The organism is Streptococcus pseudopneumoniae, from assembly GCF_001072665.1.
Classification (GTDB): Bacteria; Bacillota; Bacilli; order Lactobacillales; family Streptococcaceae; genus Streptococcus; species Streptococcus pseudopneumoniae_S.
Genome location: NZ_JVJI01000132.1, coordinates 87797 through 104205, shown reverse-complemented (window position 1 = coordinate 104205; position 16409 = coordinate 87797). Strand labels below are relative to the sequence as shown.

General features: G+C 41.7%; 16 protein-coding genes. All 16 read right to left on the bottom strand.

All coding sequences use genetic code 11. From position 1 onward, the window contains the following. Window positions 1–309 precede the first annotated feature (309 nt). A complete protein-coding gene (locus tag ADH52_RS11185) occupies window positions 310–1206 on the bottom strand; it encodes an aldose 1-epimerase family protein (protein WP_080977903.1) in 897 nt (298 codons plus the stop codon). Window positions 1207–1306: 100 nt separating this feature from the next. Next, window positions 1307–2782: a PTS galactitol transporter subunit IIC gene (locus tag ADH52_RS10140; protein ID WP_049511103.1), complete on the bottom strand. Its 1476-nt coding sequence runs from the start codon at window positions 2780–2782 to the stop codon at window positions 1307–1309. Between the two features lie 46 nt (window positions 2783–2828). Continuing rightward, the gene (locus ADH52_RS10135; RefSeq protein ID WP_000590547.1) at window positions 2829–3134 is read right to left on the bottom strand and encodes a PTS sugar transporter subunit IIB; all 306 of its coding nucleotides are present in this window, start codon (window positions 3132–3134) and stop codon (window positions 2829–2831) included. A gap of 38 nt (window positions 3135–3172) precedes the next feature. After that, complete coding sequence (locus ADH52_RS10130; protein ID WP_049511102.1) at window positions 3173–3649, bottom strand: PTS sugar transporter subunit IIA; 477 nt, start codon at window positions 3647–3649, stop codon at window positions 3173–3175. A 260-nt stretch (window positions 3650–3909) separates the two neighbouring features. Beyond that, on the bottom strand, window positions 3910–5733 hold the full coding sequence (lepA, locus tag ADH52_RS10125; RefSeq protein WP_049511101.1) for a translation elongation factor 4: 1824 nt from the start codon (window positions 5731–5733) through the stop codon (window positions 3910–3912). Window positions 5734–5811: 78 nt separating this feature from the next. Then, window positions 5812–6540 (bottom strand): metallophosphoesterase family protein, encoded by a 729-nt coding sequence (locus tag ADH52_RS10120; protein WP_049511100.1) that lies wholly within the window; start codon window positions 6538–6540, stop codon window positions 5812–5814. Window position 6541: 1 nt separating this feature from the next. Then, the gene (gene recN, locus ADH52_RS10115) at window positions 6542–8209 is read right to left on the bottom strand and encodes a DNA repair protein RecN (RefSeq protein ID WP_049511099.1); all 1668 of its coding nucleotides are present in this window, start codon (window positions 8207–8209) and stop codon (window positions 6542–6544) included. Between the two features lie 6 nt (window positions 8210–8215). After that, window positions 8216–8647, bottom strand: a complete 432-nt coding sequence (locus ADH52_RS10110) for an arginine repressor (protein ID WP_020900686.1) — start codon at window positions 8645–8647, stop codon at window positions 8216–8218. After that, window positions 8640–9455 (bottom strand): TlyA family RNA methyltransferase, encoded by an 816-nt coding sequence (locus ADH52_RS10105; protein WP_049511098.1) that lies wholly within the window; start codon window positions 9453–9455, stop codon window positions 8640–8642. The genes ADH52_RS10110 and ADH52_RS10105 overlap by 8 nt, the downstream gene beginning before the upstream one ends. Next, entirely contained in the window at window positions 9448–10323 is an 876-nt protein-coding gene (locus tag ADH52_RS10100) for a polyprenyl synthetase family protein (protein ID WP_049511097.1), read from the bottom strand. The genes ADH52_RS10105 and ADH52_RS10100 overlap by 8 nt, the downstream gene beginning before the upstream one ends. Further along, on the bottom strand, window positions 10320–10532 hold the full coding sequence (locus ADH52_RS10095; RefSeq protein WP_000043226.1) for an exodeoxyribonuclease VII small subunit: 213 nt from the start codon (window positions 10530–10532) through the stop codon (window positions 10320–10322). The genes ADH52_RS10100 and ADH52_RS10095 overlap by 4 nt, the downstream gene beginning before the upstream one ends. Next, complete coding sequence (gene xseA, locus ADH52_RS10090; RefSeq protein WP_049511105.1) at window positions 10510–11850, bottom strand: exodeoxyribonuclease VII large subunit; 1341 nt, start codon at window positions 11848–11850, stop codon at window positions 10510–10512. Before xseA ends, ADH52_RS10095 begins: the two co-directional genes overlap by 23 nt. Before the next feature lie 127 nt (window positions 11851–11977). Continuing rightward, window positions 11978–12616: a uridine kinase gene (udk, locus tag ADH52_RS10085; RefSeq protein WP_001181376.1), complete on the bottom strand. Its 639-nt coding sequence runs from the start codon at window positions 12614–12616 to the stop codon at window positions 11978–11980. Window positions 12617–12726: 110 nt separating this feature from the next. Next, window positions 12727–13605, bottom strand: coding sequence for a tRNA pseudouridine(55) synthase TruB (truB, locus tag ADH52_RS10080; RefSeq protein ID WP_049511096.1), 879 nt, complete (start codon window positions 13603–13605; stop codon window positions 12727–12729). A 10-nt stretch (window positions 13606–13615) separates the two neighbouring features. Continuing rightward, the gene (locus ADH52_RS10075; protein WP_049511095.1) at window positions 13616–14890 is read right to left on the bottom strand and encodes a DUF2130 domain-containing protein; all 1275 of its coding nucleotides are present in this window, start codon (window positions 14888–14890) and stop codon (window positions 13616–13618) included. A 95-nt stretch (window positions 14891–14985) separates the two neighbouring features. Further along, a complete protein-coding gene (locus ADH52_RS10070; protein ID WP_049511094.1) occupies window positions 14986–16266 on the bottom strand; it encodes an O-acetylhomoserine aminocarboxypropyltransferase/cysteine synthase family protein in 1281 nt (426 codons plus the stop codon). Between the last annotated feature and the right edge of the window lie 143 nt (window positions 16267–16409).

Sequence of the window (16409 nt, the reverse complement as noted above, 5' to 3'; positions counted from 1 at the left end):
CGCGTCAACGTCGCCTTGCCGTACTCAAGTACAGCCTGCGGCTAGTTTCCTAGTTTGCTCTTTAATTTTCATTGAGTATTACCTACAAAAAGCTTTCTAGCAGTTTATTGACAAATTGGATTGAATGAGATGACTTACACCTTATTCAAGTTTAGGAAACCAGTATCCTAGAAATAATTCTTCTCCACGAAAGAGAATATAACAAGCGATTGTCTGTTTGCTACAAACATCATTTGTCGCTTACAAACATAATATACTCCTATTTTATGAAAAAGTCAACAGTTAATGTTTGTTTTTGTGTTTTTTTATCTAAAAGATTTCGATATCAAAACCAATTTGATCCACTTGTCCTGGCTCTAAGAGACGAACATTCTTCTTATCTTCTAGATGATCTCCTTCTTCAAGAGATGTTGACAAGCCAGACCATGGTTCAAAAGCAATGAAAGGTCCCTTATTCAAAGTTGACCAGATAATGAGATTTGGAAACTCTGCAAAGTGCACTTTCAATCCCTTATCATGTTTACGAGAACGAAGCGCAATTGTTCTAGATTGCAATTCATCTAAAGTAACTGCATCTGTGCTAAACAAATCATAGCTGAGGTCTACTTCTTTTTGACCCTCTAGCCATGAACTTCTATCTTGAAAATCAAGCATACCCGTTTCTGGGAAAGGACGTGGAACAGAGCAAGTCTCTTCTTTCTCAAACTCTAAATAGTAATCTTCATAGACTTCATCATCCAGTAGAGGACAATTAAAGCCTGGATGCCCACCAATAAAGTAAGGCATGAGCTTACTAGCTTCTTTATTGAGAATCTTGTATTGAGTCCGTACTGTCTTTCCAGTAAGGATATAAGTGATTTCTAGGCGGAAATGATAAGGGTAGTTTTGATAGCTATTCTCATCGTCTTCAATTGCAAAAGTTACACTGTTTTCCGTTTGTTCAACTAAGTCAAATTCTTTCTTGCGGACCAGACCATGACGAGGAATCTTTCCTTTACTTTCTTGCCCTTTCTCATCTATATAGAAGGCTGTATCATCTCTCAAAGAACCACAAATAGGGAAGAGAACAGGAGCTTGCCCACTCCAATAAGTAGCATCTCCTTGCCACAAATACTCAAGACCGTCAGCATCTTTTATAGAAGAAAGAGCCCCACCAAAACTGTTAAATTGAACACTTAATTGTTCTGATTTTAATTCAATTACCATTATTTTCTCCGATTTCTTGATAGTTTATTAAAAAAACTAGGCTGTCACTCCTAATGGTATGACAACCTAGTTTCAACAATTTACATTTTATAGGAGCGCATTATTTTGCTTTTGCTGCGTACTCTTCGTTACGTTTGATCATTTGTTTTCTGTACCAAGCAAAGATACCGATATAGAATACAAGGAAGACTACAGCACCAAGGATTGCTTTGATATCACCTGTTGTAGTGTTACCAATTGTCCAACCAAGAAGTTTTTCGATTGGTCCTTCAAGAGTTGAGTGAGTAATCAATTGAGTTTCGCTCACACCTGCTGGGAAGGCACCTACACCTTTAGCAAGTTCTGTTGCAAATGGTGCGATAAGAGTACCTGAAAGAAGGAAGAGTGGCAACAAGAGTGTTCCGAAGATAATCATACGGAGCAATTTACCACGTGTTACAACCAAGAGAGCTGGAGTAACACCCATAGCGATGATACCTGCAAGTGGCAAAATACCATTTCCGACTTTTGAAAGAAGCACTGCTTCAATCAACATGATTGGTGCAAGTACGTTGGCACAAGCCCAGATTTCAGCACGACCAGCGATGAATGGCCAGTCAAGACCGATATTGAATTTACGTCCTTGAAGACGTTTAGTAGCAACGTTTGTAATACCTTGTGAAAGAGGTTCTACAGCGGCGATGAACCATGAACCAATAAGTGAGAAGAGTTCCAAAGATACACCGGCAGTCAAACCAAGAGACAACCATCCTTTGATAACAAGACGCCATTTATCTGCATCTGCAACCCCTTCAATTGGATGTGGAGTTCCCATAATACCGATTACAATACCAAGAATGAAACCTATAAAGAATTTAGATCCCCAGAAACCGATTTTCTTGTTCAATTTAGCAGCATCAAAGTCATATTTATCAAGACCTGGGAAGAATTTTTCAAAAATCTTATCCAAAACCATGATAACTGGGTTCATCATGTAGTTCATGTGAGTTGAAGTCATTGGAGATGAACTTGGAGCGTTAAGAAGGTCATCAAATGTAGGTTTCATCAAGTCAGAGTTGATGATTTTAAGAACCCCAACAAGTACAATAGCTGCTGTAGCAATCAAGAGTGAAACCCCTTGGCTCACACCGTTGTTGTCTGCATACCATTTAATCAAAAGACCTGTGATAGACAAGTGCCAGATATCGAAGATATCAACGTCAAGTGTATCTGTTTTCTTCATAGCAAGCATCACTACGTTGACAATCAACATGATGAGCAAGAAGTAAAGTGTCCAAGCAGATCCCCAAGTGATTGTAGCAAGTGGTGCCCAACCAACGTCAGTGATACTCAATTGGATACCAGTGTTTTCAACGAATTTTGCAAGTGATGCTGAGAAAGCACCATTTAGCATACCGATGATAGCTCCGATACCAGTAAGAGCGATGGCAAGTTTGATACCACCTTCAAGCGCTTTGGAGAATTTCACTCCAAAAAGTAAAGCCAATAATGTCAAAATGATTAACATGATGACAGGTCCACCCATATCTAAGATAGGTGTGAAAAATTCTTTGATTAGGCCAAAGATTGCATCCATAACAGTTCCTCCCTTTTTATGTTATATGAATGTTAACAAATTTGAATTAGCTTAATCCGTGTTCTTTAATAGCTGCTTCAATATTGTCAAATACTGGAGCACTCATAGCTGGGATACGGAATAAGATTGGTCCAGCTTCGATAACTGGAATACCTGGGTCAAAACCAAGGTCTGTCGCAGCAATTGGTGTGAAGATGTCATAACCTTTGATAAGATCTTCGTTAACGTCTTTGACCATGACTGCATCACAGTGAACATCAAAACCACGGTTTGAAAGTTCTTCTTCAAGAGCACTTTTAATTTGGTGGCTTGAGTTAACACCTGCACCGCAGGCAGCAAGAATTTTAATCATATGGATTTCCTCCGATTTAATATTTTTAATAGACAAGATTAAGCAATTGCTTTAGCTATATAAGCATAGAGGGCTTCTGGTTCAGAAATTTTTGATAGGTCTTCAAGATGACCATTTCCAGTAAAGAAGTCCATCAACTGAGCAAGAATGTTCGTTTGACTTGAACTTGAGTTATTAATGATAAAGAAGAGTAAAGATACTTCTACTTCCTTATCTGGTGCAATCATATTGTGGAAAGTCACTGGTTTTTCTAATCGAACGACCACAACTTTTTCAGCTAGATTATGAACAATATCTGTATGAGGAATAGCCACATTCGGCAAATCCTTACCCAAAAATTCCATATCTAAGCCAGTTGGAAATGACTTTTCACGCGTGATCAAGGCTTCACGATAGGTTGGAGTCACGATTTCTCGTTCTTCCAATAAAGTCGAAACCTGATCAAATAGATGTTCTTGATTATCCGCTTCTAAGCAAAACACAAGGTTTTTGTCAAAGAAATGATCTAATCCCATAAGGTTTTCCCTTCTTTCCATTAACTTTATGCTATAAGTATAACACTATATGAAACCGTTGTCAACGATTTTCTGTTCTTTTTTGTCTCTTTTTTTATACTTTTGTTGTTTTTATGGTTTATTGTTAAAAAACAAACATACAAACAAACATTTCAAACATTTTTTCTGTTCTAGAAATAAAAAAAGCAGACCATTTAAGCCTGCTTTACGATTGATTCTTATATAAATTTCCTATGAAGAAGGAAATTCAAATAAACAACTTATTCTTCATCCATACTCAAGACGCTGAGGAAGGCTTCTTGGGGAACTTCTACTGATCCGATGGCTTTCATGCGTTTCTTACCAGCTTTTTGTTTTTCCAGTAGCTTACGCTTACGAGAAACGTCACCACCATAACACTTGGCAAGTACGTTTTTACGAAGGGCCTTGATATCAGTACGAGCGACAATCTTGTGTCCAATAGCTGCTTGGATTGGAACTTCAAATTGTTGACGAGGGATGATTTTCTTAAGTTTATCAACGATGAGTTTTCCACGTTCGTAGGCAAAATCCTTGTGAACGATAAAGCTAAGGGCATCCACCTTGTCTCCATTGAGAAGGATATCCATTTTCACAAGCTTAGATGGGCGGTACTCTGACAATTCATAGTCAAAGCTTGCATAACCACGAGTTGAAGACTTGAGTTTATCAAAGAAGTCGAAGACAATTTCAGCAAGAGGAATTTGATAGATAACGTTGACACGATTGTCATCAATATAGTCCATAGTCACAAAGTCCCCACGCTTACGCTGAGCTAGCTCCATTACTGCTCCGACGAACTCCTGTGGTACCATGATTTGCGCCTTGACATATGGCTCCTCAATGGTCGCAATCTTAGTTGGATCTGGGAATTCAGACGGGTTGGACACATCCATAGACTCACCGTCGGTCAAATTAACCTTATAGATAACAGACGGAGCTGTCATGATGAGGTCGATGTTGAACTCACGTTCCAAACGTTCTTGGATAACATCCATATGGAGAAGTCCAAGGAAACCACAACGGAAACCAAATCCAAGTGCCTGAGATGTTTCTGGTTCAAATTGGAGACTAGCATCATTCAGTTGCAATTTTTCAAGGGCTTCACGCAGGTCATTGTACTTGTTTGACTCAATTGGATAGAGACCCGCAAAGACCATAGGATTCATCTGCTTGTAGCCATGTAATGGCTCTGCCGCAGGATTGGTTGCCAAAGTAACGGTATCACCCACACGGGTATCCTGAACTGTCTTAATAGAAGCCGCAATATAACCAACGTCACCAGTCGCAAGGAAATCACGACCAACTGCTTTGGGTGTAAAAATACCGACTTCCGTAACATCAAAGGTCTTGCCATTGCTCATGAGCTGAATCTTATCACCAGGTTTGACCACTCCATCCATAACACGCACTTGGAGAATAACCCCACGGTAGGCATCGTAAACAGAGTCAAAAATCAAGGCCTTCAGTGGTGACGTCACATCACCTGTTGGCGCTGGTACTTTTTCTACGATTTGCTCAAGGATGTCTTCAATCCCAATACCAGCCTTGGCAGAAGCCAATACTGCTTCACTGGCATCCAAACCAATGACATCTTCAATCTCCGTACGCACGCGCTCTGGATCTGCAGCTGGTAGGTCAATTTTGTTAATGACTGGCATGATTTCCAAATCATTGTCCAAGGCCAGATAAACGTTGGCAAGGGTTTGAGCCTCAATTCCTTGGGCCGCATCGACCACCAAAATCGCTCCCTCACAGGCAGCTAGCGAACGCGAAACTTCATAGGTAAAGTCTACGTGCCCAGGTGTGTCTATCAAGTGGAAAATATAAGTTTCCCCATCTTTTGCAGTATAATTCAGCTCGATGGCATTGAGTTTAATGGTAATCCCACGTTCTCGCTCTAGATCCATACTGTCCAAAAGCTGGGCCTGCATTTCACGACTTGAAACCGTCTCTGTCTTTTCCAAAATGCGGTCTGCTAGAGTTGATTTCCCGTGGTCAATATGGGCGATAATAGAGAAGTTACGGATCTTCTCCTGTCGTTTTTTCAATTCTTCTAAGTTCATGATTCTCTTCCTTTCAGGGTATCTATTTATTATAAATTGTTTTTGACATTTTGACAAGACCATACCCTGCTAGGAGTACTAATCTTCAGCAACAAAGCCGTCATTTTCGATAAAGTGGTGTTCTGTCATTCCTTGGTCTGTAAAGACAATCCCGTGAAGGACACCACCATAAACAGCTCCTCCATCCATTCCAATCTTGCCATCTTCTGTAGTCCAAAGCTCAGCAGTACCACGCTCTTGCTTTAACAAACCATAGACCGGTGTATGGCCAAAGACAATGATTTTTCCAGTATGATTTTCTGCTTCGTGGAATGGTTTTCTAAGCCAGACTTTCTTGTAATCTGTTGTTTCATGCCAGTCATCCAAGGTCAAATCAATACCTGCGTGCACAAAGATATACTTGTCTGTCTCTACCACAAATGGCATTTGACGAATAAATTCGACCAAATCTGCTGCTTCGGTGGCAACACGATTAGCATCCTCAACTCCATCAACCGGTGCATCCAAGGGACGACCTAAGATAGAGTTAATGGTTGTATCTCCACCATTGCGACGATAATGGTCATAGCTTTCTTCTGGATCATCGAGCCATGTCAAAAACATATACTCGTGGTTTCCTGATAAACAGATAGCCCCTTGATTGTCCACTAAGTTCTTGACCATTTCAAGAACACGGCGACTATCCTCACCACGGTCAATCAAATCCCCTAGAAAGAGCAACTGGGTCTGACCATCCCAAGTTTTGAGAAGGTCTTCCAGCATTCCAGCTTTTCCGTGAACATCTCCAATTACATAATAGTCTGTCATCTTATTTCTCCCTGTTTCTCAACAATTCTCTGGCTTGCGTCAGGGCTGCTTCGGTCACATCATCACCTGCCAACATCTTGGCAACTTCCTCGACTCGCTCTTCAACCGTCAAGAGACGAACAGTCGAAACTGTTGAATGGTCATTGCTAATCTTCTCAATAAAGAATTGATAATCCGCAATCGCAATCACTTGTGGTAAATGGGAAATAGCTAGAACCTGCCCATGCTGACCAATTTTATGAATCTTCTGTGCAATGGCCTGAGCTACACGGCCTGAAACTCCTGTATCCACTTCATCAAAGACAATACTTGTCTTGCCTTCTTTACGTGAAAAGGCAGACTTAATGGCTAGCATGAGACGAGATAATTCCCCGCCAGAAGCAACCTTGACCAATGGTTTAAAATCTTCTCCAGGATTAGTTGAAATGTAAAACTCGACCGTTTCATTGCCCTCACGACTGAATTTGCCCTTGCTAAAACGAACCTGAAACTGGGCTTTTTCCATATAGAGGTCTTGCAGTTCTTGTTTAATCTCTGCTTCGAGCTGCTGGGCCAAGTCATGACGAGCAGAGGCAAGATGCCCTGCCAAGTCGACAAGATTAACTTCCAATTTCTTGAGTTCGGTTTCCATGTCCTCAGAAGAAAGGTTATTGCCTGTCAAGAGATTGTATTCTTCTGTAATCTTAGCAAAATAAAGCAAGACATCGTCAACAGTCCCACCATACTTACGAGTAATGGTATGAAGGAGGTCCAAACGATTCTCGACCTGCATAAGGCGATTGCCATCAAAATCAAGGTCCTCAATGATAGCTTCCAAACGTTTGCTAATGTCTTCTAAGACATAGTAGGTCTCAGACAGTGAGCTTGAAATTTCACGGTATTCAGGATCATACTCTTCGACACTTTCCATGTCATTCATGGCTGAACGAACATTGGCTAGACTTGAAAAGTCTTCATTGTCCAACATACTATAGGCATTGGTCAGCGTATCCGCAATATTTTTATGGTTGAGGAGTTTCTCTCGCTCTTGATTGAGAGCCAGGTCTTCTCCAGCCTGCAAGTTTGCTGCCTCAATCTCTGCCATTTGAAATTCCAACATTTCGATACGAGCCTTGTGTTCCTGTTGGTTTTTCTTGACTTCCAGAACCTGCTTGCGCATTTTTCGATAAGCATCAAAACTCGTTTGATAGGTTTCTTTCAATGCCCAAAATGCTGCGTCACCGAATTCATCCAACATCTGGATATGAAGTTGAGGACGCATTAACTCTTCTTGGTCGTGCTGACCATGAATATCTACCAGATGTTGCCCAATAGAGCGCAAAACAGACAGATTGACCATCTGGCCATTGACACGGCTGATACTCCGACCATTTTGCAAGATTTCCCGCCGGATGATAATTTCATCACCCATTTCCAAACCTTGCTCATCAAAAATTTCCTGTAAAAGGCGACTATTCTCAACGGAGAAAAGCCCCTCAATCTCTGCCTTTTGCGCACCATGACGAATAACATCTGTCGTAGCACGAGCTCCCAACATCATATTCATGGCATCAATGATAATCGACTTCCCTGCACCCGTTTCACCAGTCAGGACAGTCATCCCTTTTTCAAAATTGAGGGAAATAGCCTCAATAATGGCAAAGTTTTTTATCGAAATTTCAAGTAACATATAGACCTACCAATTTTTTACTTGTTCAAAGATTTCCTCAGCTAGACTTTCACTTCTGGCAATGACTAAAATCGAGCTATCATCAGCTAAACAGCTAAAAATCTTGTCCGCAAAAGTCTCGATTAACTGAGCTTTCACAAAAGCTGTATTTCCTGGAATAACTTGGAGATTGATCATCTTATCCATCAATTCTGCCGATTCGATATTGTCTTCAGCCAGTTGCAAACTTTTTACGATTGATTTTGGCAATTCATAGACATAGGTGTTGTCTCTCAAAGGAATTTTGACAATACCTAATTCTTTGATATCTCGAGATACCGTCGCTTGAGTGGCAGTGATTCCTGCCTCTTTCAAATGTTCTACAATTTCTTCTTGTGTACCGATTTGATAATCTGTCACAAATCGTCTAATTTTTTCAAGTCTCTCTTTTTTATTCATTTTTAAATTGACTATGCGCCCTCTCTACTACTTCTTCAATCTCAGCAAGAACCTGATTGCTTGCTGACTCTTCTTTTTTCAAATACGCTAAAAACTCAATATTTCCATGCCCACCTTGGATGGGAGAAAAGTCCAATCCAAGGACTGAAAAGCCTTCCTCTACTGCCATAGCTGTGACAGATTCAAGGACATTCTGATGAACCTTGGCATCTCGAATAATTCCATTTTTCCCAATCTGCTCACGACCTGCCTCAAACTGGGGCTTAACCAAAGCCACAACCTGACCTTGATCAGCCAACACACGATGCAAGGCTGGTAAGATCAGACTAAGGGAAATGAAACTTACATCAATACTGGCAAAACTTGGTTCCTGCTCAAAGTCAGTCCTTTCAGCATAGCGGAAATTAAACTGCTCCATGCTGACAACTCTCGGGTCCTGGCGTAGTTTCCAAGCCAACTGATTGGTACCAACATCAACTGCAAAGACCAACTCAGCACCATTCTGTAGCATAACATCAGTAAAACCTCCAGTAGAAGCACCGATATCAATCGTTGTTGACCCTTCTACTGACAAATCAAAGACCTGCAAGGCTTTTTCCAATTTCAAGCCACCACGACTCACATACTTGAGTTTTTCACCCTTGAGTTTTAGCTCGGTGTCGTCTGGAATTTTCTCTCCTGGTTTGTCAAACCGTTCTCCATTCAGAACTGCTACAACTAGACCAGCCATGACACCGCGCTTGGCCTGTTCTCGCGTTTCAAACAAGCCCTGTTTATAAGCTAGTACATCCACTCTTTCCTTAGCCATTGATTCTCAAACTTTCTACTACACTTACAATCGATTCTGTATCAAAGGGAATCTGCTGGGCAATTTCTTCTAATTTGGCATTAGCTTGATCCAAGGTTTGGTTGCAAAAGGAAATGGCCTCTTCCAATCCCAACAAGGATGGATAGGTTGATTTTTCAGCCTGCAAATCCTTTTGCGGTGTCTTGCCGATTTCCTCAAAACTAGCTGTCACATCCAGTACATCATCTCTGACTTGAAAAGCAAGCCCAATCAATTCACCAACAGTTTTCAGTTTTGCTTGTATTTCAGGAGCCAATTCAGCTATAATAGCAGCTGCCTGGAAGGGATAGGCTAGTAGTTTCCCAGTCTTATTGGCATGAATGGTCTGAAGTTCTTCCAAAGATAAATGCTGATGTTCGCCCTCCATGTCCAAAACCTGGCCTGCTACCATGCCCAGACTACCTGATGCAAGAGATAAGTTGGCAATCAAGTCCACCTTGATTTGACTTGGCAACTCTGCCTGCGCTATCAAGGCGTAAGGATCTAGGAACAAGGCATCTCCTGCCAAAATTGCCATTGCTTCGCCAAATTTCTTATGATTGGTCAAACGCCCCCGACGATAATCATCATCATCCATGGCAGGAAGATCATCGTGAATCAAGCTCCCTGTATGAATCATTTCCAAGGCCGCGGCCACCTGCGCGTGAGCAGGTTTGATGGCAACTTGCAAGGCTTCCAAAACTTCCAACAAGAGAAAAGGCCGAATACGCTTGCCGCCAGCATGAATGGAATAGAGAACAGACTCTCGCAAACTAGAGGCAAACTGCTGGTCTCCATAAAAATCATCCAAAGCCGATTCGACAAGAGCTAATTTTTCTTGCTTCTTCATTCAAAATCACTTTCTGTTCCGTCTTCTTGCATGACCTTGACCAAGGTCTTTTCAGCCTTGTCCAGCGTCGCTTGGAGCTCTTTGGACAAGACCATCCCCTTTTGAAAGGCAGCAATAGCATCTTCCAGAGCAATTTCACCATTTTCCAAACTTTGGACAATAGTCTCCAGTTCTGCTAGATTTTCCTCAAATTTCTTTTGTTTTGACATCTTTAACCTCTAATTCTACTTGACCATCCCGCATCAAAAGCGTTACTTGGTCTTTTTTCTTCAAGCTCTCAACCGAATCGATAACTGACTCTTCTTTCTTGACAATAGCATAACCACGCGCCACGATTCGACTGGTATCCAACATCAACAAGGCTTCTGAAAGTCGCTTCACTTCAGCAACCTTGGCATCATAAACCAGTGCCATTTGGCTTCGTAAGAGCTTGTCCAATTGACCTAGGCGGTCTTGATAACGCTGGATTTTGGTAACAGGTGATAATTGCACCAGTTGATGTGTCCTTGCTTGTACTAGCTGTTTGTTATCGGAAATCTGTGTGCGCAAACTTTGTTTTAAGCGCAGTTGCAGTTGATCCAATCGTTGCAAATAACCATCATACAAGCGCTCTGGCTGTCTAAAGATAACAGACTGACTGCATTTTTTCAAAGATTCTTGTTTCTTAGCTAGGACATTTCGGACTGCTGTTGCCATCCGTTTTTCTTGATTTTGCAAATGAGCTAATACATCCAACTTGGTCACAGGTGTTGCTATTTCAGCTGCTGCTGTTGGCGTCGCTGCTCTGCGATCTGCCACAAAGTCCGCCAAAGTCACATCCGTCTCATGCCCCACACTAGAGATAACTGGCAAACGAGATTCAAAAATCGCTCGTACCACAATTTCTTCGTTAAAGGCCCAGAGATCCTCGATGGAACCACCACCACGACCAATAATCAGCAAATCCAAATCGTCCCGTTGATTAGCACGCGCAATATTTCGAGCAATTTCCTCCGCGGCTCCATCACCTTGCACCTTAGTCGGATAGAGGAGAATATCAACACCAGGAAAACGTCTGCTGACGGTCGTGATAATATCTCGAATAACGGCTCCACTACGACTTGTCACTACACCAATTCTCTTAGAAAATTGGGGCAGAGGTTGCTTGAAGCGTTCTTGAAACAGACCTTCTTCTGTCAATTTTTTCTTGAGTTGTTCAAACTGAATCGCAAGCGCACCAACTCCATCAGGCTCTGCCTTTTCAATGATGATGGAGTAGCTACCACTCGGCTCATAAACCTGAACACGCCCAATTACATTGATTTTTATCCCTTCTTCCAGGTCGAAACCTAATTTCTGATAAATCCCAGACCAGATGGTCGCTTGAATGACTGCATGGTCATCCTTTAGGGAGAAATATTGGTGAGTAGGTCGTTTACGAAAGTTGGAAACTTGACCAGTTAAATAGACCCGTTCCAAGTAAGGGTCTTTATCGAATTTCATTTTCAGATACTTGGTCAAAGTTGTTACCGATAAATACTTTTCCATCTCCACCTACTACTCATTTCCTTGCTCTTTCATGGGTATTATTATACCAAAAATATGCCTAAAAATCTCCTTTTATGTACCATTATGAGGGAAAAATAAAAAAAGGAGGCAAGGCCTCCACATCTGTTTATTTGCTGTTTCGTGCTTCTTCCAAAATCTTTGCAATCTTGGTTGTCAAAAGGTCGATAGCCACTGTATTGCTGACTCCCTCAGGAATGACGATATCAGCATAACGCTTGGTTGGTTCGATAAACTGATGGTACATAGGTTTGACCACACCTAAATACTGGTCAATAACGCTATCCAAACTACGGCCACGCTCTTCCATATCACGCTTGATCCGACGAATAATACGCACATCATCATCCGTATCCACAAAAATCTTGATATCCATCAAATCACGCAGACGCTTGTCCTCCAAGACCAAAATCCCCTCAACGATAAAGACATCTTGAGGCTCTTGACGATAAGTCTTGCTACTCCGTGTATGCTCTGTATAGTCATAAGTCGGAATGTCCACCGGACGCCCTGCCAACAATTCCTTAATCTGCTCGATCATCAAGTCTGTATCAAAGGCAAAAGGATGGTCATAGTTAGTTTTGACACGCTCTTCAAAGGTCAAATGAGACTGATCCTTGTAGTATGAATCATGCTCAATCATGGAAATCTTTTCATCAGGGAAATGCGATAAAATGGCTCTTGAAACACTGGTCTTACCACCACCAGAACCACCTGTCACTCCGATAATGATTGGTCTATTTTGCATGCTATCCTCCGTTTTTTTATCCGTCGTCTATTCTATCACATTTTTTGTAAAATTTATAGTCTGATTTGAATAGTCTAGGGGAAGAATTCCATCCCCAAACTCCAGTTAGATTAGATAAAAACCTTCCTTGGCTTGTAGAGATTGCCTCGTTTTTCTAAAATGGCTAACAATTTATCTCCTTCAAAAGCAGCCAATTCCTTATCCGACTGTTCTAACTCAATAAAACGACCAAAGCGTACTTCTGTAGCCTGTTCTGGACTTAGGAAAACTTTGACAAGGAAGCCTGTCCCAATCTCTAGAGGATGGAGAAAATCCAGTTGACCAGCCTCTACTTTTTCAGCAATTTCTTCCAAAGTAAGAGCATCCTCAAGTTGCAAACCTGCTGCACTAGTCCGTGTCAGATGTGACATATGAGCCGCATAACCAAGCTTCTCACCTAAATCAACCGATAAGGTACGGATGTAAGTCCCCTTGCTACATTTTACACGAAAAGTAAAGCGTGCAAGATGACCCTCATAAGAAATCGGACTTGTCCGCTCAAATTGATAAATGGTCACCTGACGCTCTGGACGCTCTACTTCCTGACCAGCACGTGCATACTCATAGAGCTTGCGACCATTAACCTTAACCGCAGAGTACATAGGTGGAATCTGGGTAATAGGTCCAGTCAGACTGGCAATCGCTTCATCGACAATTGTTTCATCCAAGGGCGACAAAACAGGAGTCTCTGCGACCACTTCCCCACTAGCATCCTCAGTCGTCGTGGAATAGCCCAGAGTGATTTCACCCTCATAGACCTTGCCCTCATCCTGCATAAACTCGACCATGCGGGTCGCCTTGCCAACCGCAATAGGCAAAACACCCACCACATCCGGATCCAGAGTCCCACCATGACCAATCTTTTTGGTTCCCAAAATCTTACGCAGTTTAAAAACCGCATCATGCGAGGTCATCCCCGCTTCTTTTTTTAAGTTGATAATACCGTTCATTTTTGCTTTCTCACTCCCCCTTCAGTGCTTCAAATTTCGCTTTCATGGTTGGATTTTTTCGGGTCAATTTTTTAACCGAAACATCTTCCAACTTATTGTTTGCGAGGCGGAGTTGGTTTTCGGATGTGGTTAGGAACTTCTTAACCTCTTCCATGCGTTTGATGGCCTTGTCGATTTCATCGATGGCTTTGCCAAAATTAGTCGAAGCTGAATTGTAGTTCTTGGCAAAGGCTAATTTAAAGGCATCCAAGTCTTCCTCGAAATGCGTGATATCGATATTTTGTTCCCTAACCAAGGCCAACTCCTGCTTGTATTTTAGAGAATTAAGCGCTGCATTACGCAAGAGCCCAATCAACTGAATAAAGAATTGAGGGCGAACCACATACATCTTTTCATACTCGTAGCTGACGTCAACAATCCCTGTGTTAAAGTAGTCGTTATCTGCCTCAAGCATGGTCACCAGAACGGCATACTCGCAGTTCTTCTCCCGACGGTCCTTGTCCAATTCCTTGTAGAAGTCTGCGTTCTTATGCTTCTTCTCTGTTCCATCTGCTTCATTTTTCATCTCAAACATGATGGAAATAATTTCGACACCATTTTCATCACATTCACGGAAGATAAAGTCCCCCTTAGACCCACGCGCAGAGACCTTGTTATCCTTCTCAAAGTAAGCATTTGGAAAGGCGAAACTACGGACCTTGTTAAACTCACTCTCTGCATACTGTTCCAGACTTTCCCCAATAGCTTTTGTAGATTGTTGGGCTTTGAAATTCTTATAAAACTCGACTTGTTCACTGGCTGCTTTAAGCTGGGCTTCATAGTTTTGTTTAACAGAAGCCAAAGACAACTCATTTTCCTTTTCTTGCAATAGCAACTGATTTTTGACCTGATCTCGTTCTTTTTCAAGGTCAGAAAGGGTCTTTTGCAGTTGATTTTCATGCTCCAAACGCAAGGTAGCCAATTGGTTTTCCAAGGCCTGTACTTCCTTGTCCTTAGCCAAGAGAGCCTGATGGCTTGTCTGTTCAACCTCTTTCTTAGCCAACTCTTTCTCTGTAGCAAAGTTTTGGATTTGACTCTGCAATTGCGCGATTTCTTGGTCTTTTTGAGCTAGTTTAGACTGTTGCTCATTCATGGCCTTTTGCTCAGCCAAGGCCAGTTCCTGCTTCATGCGATCGTGCAATTCCTTATCAAACTCTGCCGTTCTTACTTGGGACAAGAGTTCGGCATACTGGCTTTCATTTACTGTAAAGACTTCCCCACAGTTGGGACATTTGATTTCGTTCATATCGTTCCTCTTTCTAGACTTCTTTAACCATTATATCATGCCTGAGGGAAAATCAAAAACAGTGAGTCAAAACCCACTGTTTAACTTCTTTTTCTTTAAATTTTTTCCAAGGCCAAGCGCAAGTCTTCAATCAAATCATCTACATTTTCAAGTCCGATAGACAAACGGATTTGGTTTGGTGTGACACCTGCTGCTTCTAGGTCTTTTTCTGACAATTGACCGTGAGTGGTTGTTGCTGGATGGACAACAAGCGATTTAGCATCTGCTACGTTTGCAAGATCAGAGAAGATTTCTAAATTGTCAATTACCTTGCGAGCTTCTGCCTCCCCACCTTTGACATGGAAGGTAAAGATGGAGCCCACACCTTTTGGCAAATATTTCTCAGCCAAGGCATGATATGGACTGTCAGCCAATTTTGGATAGTTAACTTTTTCTACCTTAGGATGATTGACAAGGAAATCAACAATTTTCTCTGCATTTTGCACGTGACGTTCCACTCGAAGTGACAGGGTTTCAAGTCCTTGGAGTAACAAGAAGGCATTAAATGGCGACAAGGCTGCACCTGTATCACGAAGCAATTGAACACGGACAGCGATAATAAAGGCTGCTGCCCCCACATCACGAGTATAGCTCAAATTGTGGTAGCTTGGGTCTTCCTCAACAAATTGAGGGAATTTTCCTGAAGCTGCCCAGTCAAAACGACCACTATCAACGATCACTCCTCCAATAGTTGTACCATGTCCACCGATAAACTTAGTCGCAGAGTGAATGGAAATATCTACACCGTGAGAAAAGACATTAATCAAATAAGGTGTAGCAAAAGTATTGTCAGAAACAAGTGGAATCTGGTGTTTATGCGCAATCTCAGCTAATTTTTCCAAGTCTGGTATGTTAATCAAGGGGTTACCCAAGGTTTCAATCAAGACAAGCTTGGTATTGTCATTGATAGCTGCTTCTACTTCCTCCAAATTATCCACGTCCACAAAGGTTGTTGTGATCCCATAACGAGGAAGGGTTTCTTTCAAAAGATTGAAGGTTCCACCGTAAATAGTCGAAGCAGCCACTACATGGTCACCAGCATGGGCAAGCGCCAAAATCGTATAAGTCACTGCGGCCATACCTGATGCTGTTGCAAGAGCTCCAACACCACCTTCAAGGGCAGCAATTCTTTCTTCAAAGACAGCTGTTGTAGGGTTGGTGATACGAGTATAAATGTTCCCTGGTTTTCTCAAGGCAAAAAGATCTGCACCTTCCTGCGTGTCATCAAAAACAAAAGATGTTGTTTGATAAATCGGCACTGCACGAGACTTGGTAGCTGGATCCACAACTTGACCAGCATGCAGTTGCAAAGTTTCAAATTTAAAATCACGAGTCATAAGGCGACCTCCAAATAGTTTGATTAAGGATATTGTAGCACCTTAAGGTATAGTTTACAAATATTAGCTTTCTATATTTTGATATAATAAATAACTGTTACCTTATTTTAAAAATGAAAAAAGCACGACTCAATCGTGCTCAT

What these genes read in the sequence shown, in the direction of transcription:
- ADH52_RS10120 (WP_049511100.1), bottom strand. Translation starts at nt 6,540, where the DNA reads ATGACAGACTATTATGTAATTGGAGATGTTCACGGAAAAGCTGGAATG.
- ADH52_RS10110 (WP_020900686.1), bottom strand. Translation starts at nt 8,647, where the DNA reads ATGAATAAAAAAGAGAGACTTGAAAAAATTAGACGATTTGTGACAGAT.
- ADH52_RS10135 (WP_000590547.1), bottom strand. Translation starts at nt 3,134, where the DNA reads ATGATTAAAATTCTTGCTGCCTGCGGTGCAGGTGTTAACTCAAGCCAC.
- ADH52_RS10070 (WP_049511094.1), bottom strand. Translation starts at nt 16,266, where the DNA reads ATGACTCGTGATTTTAAATTTGAAACTTTGCAACTGCATGCTGGTCAA.
- xseA (WP_049511105.1), bottom strand. Translation starts at nt 11,850, where the DNA reads ATGGAAAAGTATTTATCGGTAACAACTTTGACCAAGTATCTGAAAATG.
- udk (WP_001181376.1), bottom strand. Translation starts at nt 12,616, where the DNA reads ATGCAAAATAGACCAATCATTATCGGAGTGACAGGTGGTTCTGGTGGT.
- ADH52_RS10075 (WP_049511095.1), bottom strand. Translation starts at nt 14,890, where the DNA reads ATGAACGAAATCAAATGTCCCAACTGTGGGGAAGTCTTTACAGTAAAT.
- ADH52_RS10140 (WP_049511103.1), bottom strand. Translation starts at nt 2,782, where the DNA reads ATGGATGCAATCTTTGGCCTAATCAAAGAATTTTTCACACCTATCTTA.
- recN (WP_049511099.1), bottom strand. Translation starts at nt 8,209, where the DNA reads ATGTTACTTGAAATTTCGATAAAAAACTTTGCCATTATTGAGGCTATT.
- ADH52_RS10105 (WP_049511098.1), bottom strand. Translation starts at nt 9,455, where the DNA reads ATGGCTAAGGAAAGAGTGGATGTACTAGCTTATAAACAGGGCTTGTTT.
- ADH52_RS10095 (WP_000043226.1), bottom strand. Translation starts at nt 10,532, where the DNA reads ATGTCAAAACAAAAGAAATTTGAGGAAAATCTAGCAGAACTGGAGACT.
- ADH52_RS10130 (WP_049511102.1), bottom strand. Translation starts at nt 3,649, where the DNA reads ATGGGATTAGATCATTTCTTTGACAAAAACCTTGTGTTTTGCTTAGAA.
- ADH52_RS10100 (WP_049511097.1), bottom strand. Translation starts at nt 10,323, where the DNA reads ATGAAGAAGCAAGAAAAATTAGCTCTTGTCGAATCGGCTTTGGATGAT.
- ADH52_RS11185 (WP_080977903.1), bottom strand. Translation starts at nt 1,206, where the DNA reads ATGGTAATTGAATTAAAATCAGAACAATTAAGTGTTCAATTTAACAGT.
- lepA (WP_049511101.1), bottom strand. Translation starts at nt 5,733, where the DNA reads ATGAACTTAGAAGAATTGAAAAAACGACAGGAGAAGATCCGTAACTTC.
- truB (WP_049511096.1), bottom strand. Translation starts at nt 13,605, where the DNA reads ATGAACGGTATTATCAACTTAAAAAAAGAAGCGGGGATGACCTCGCAT.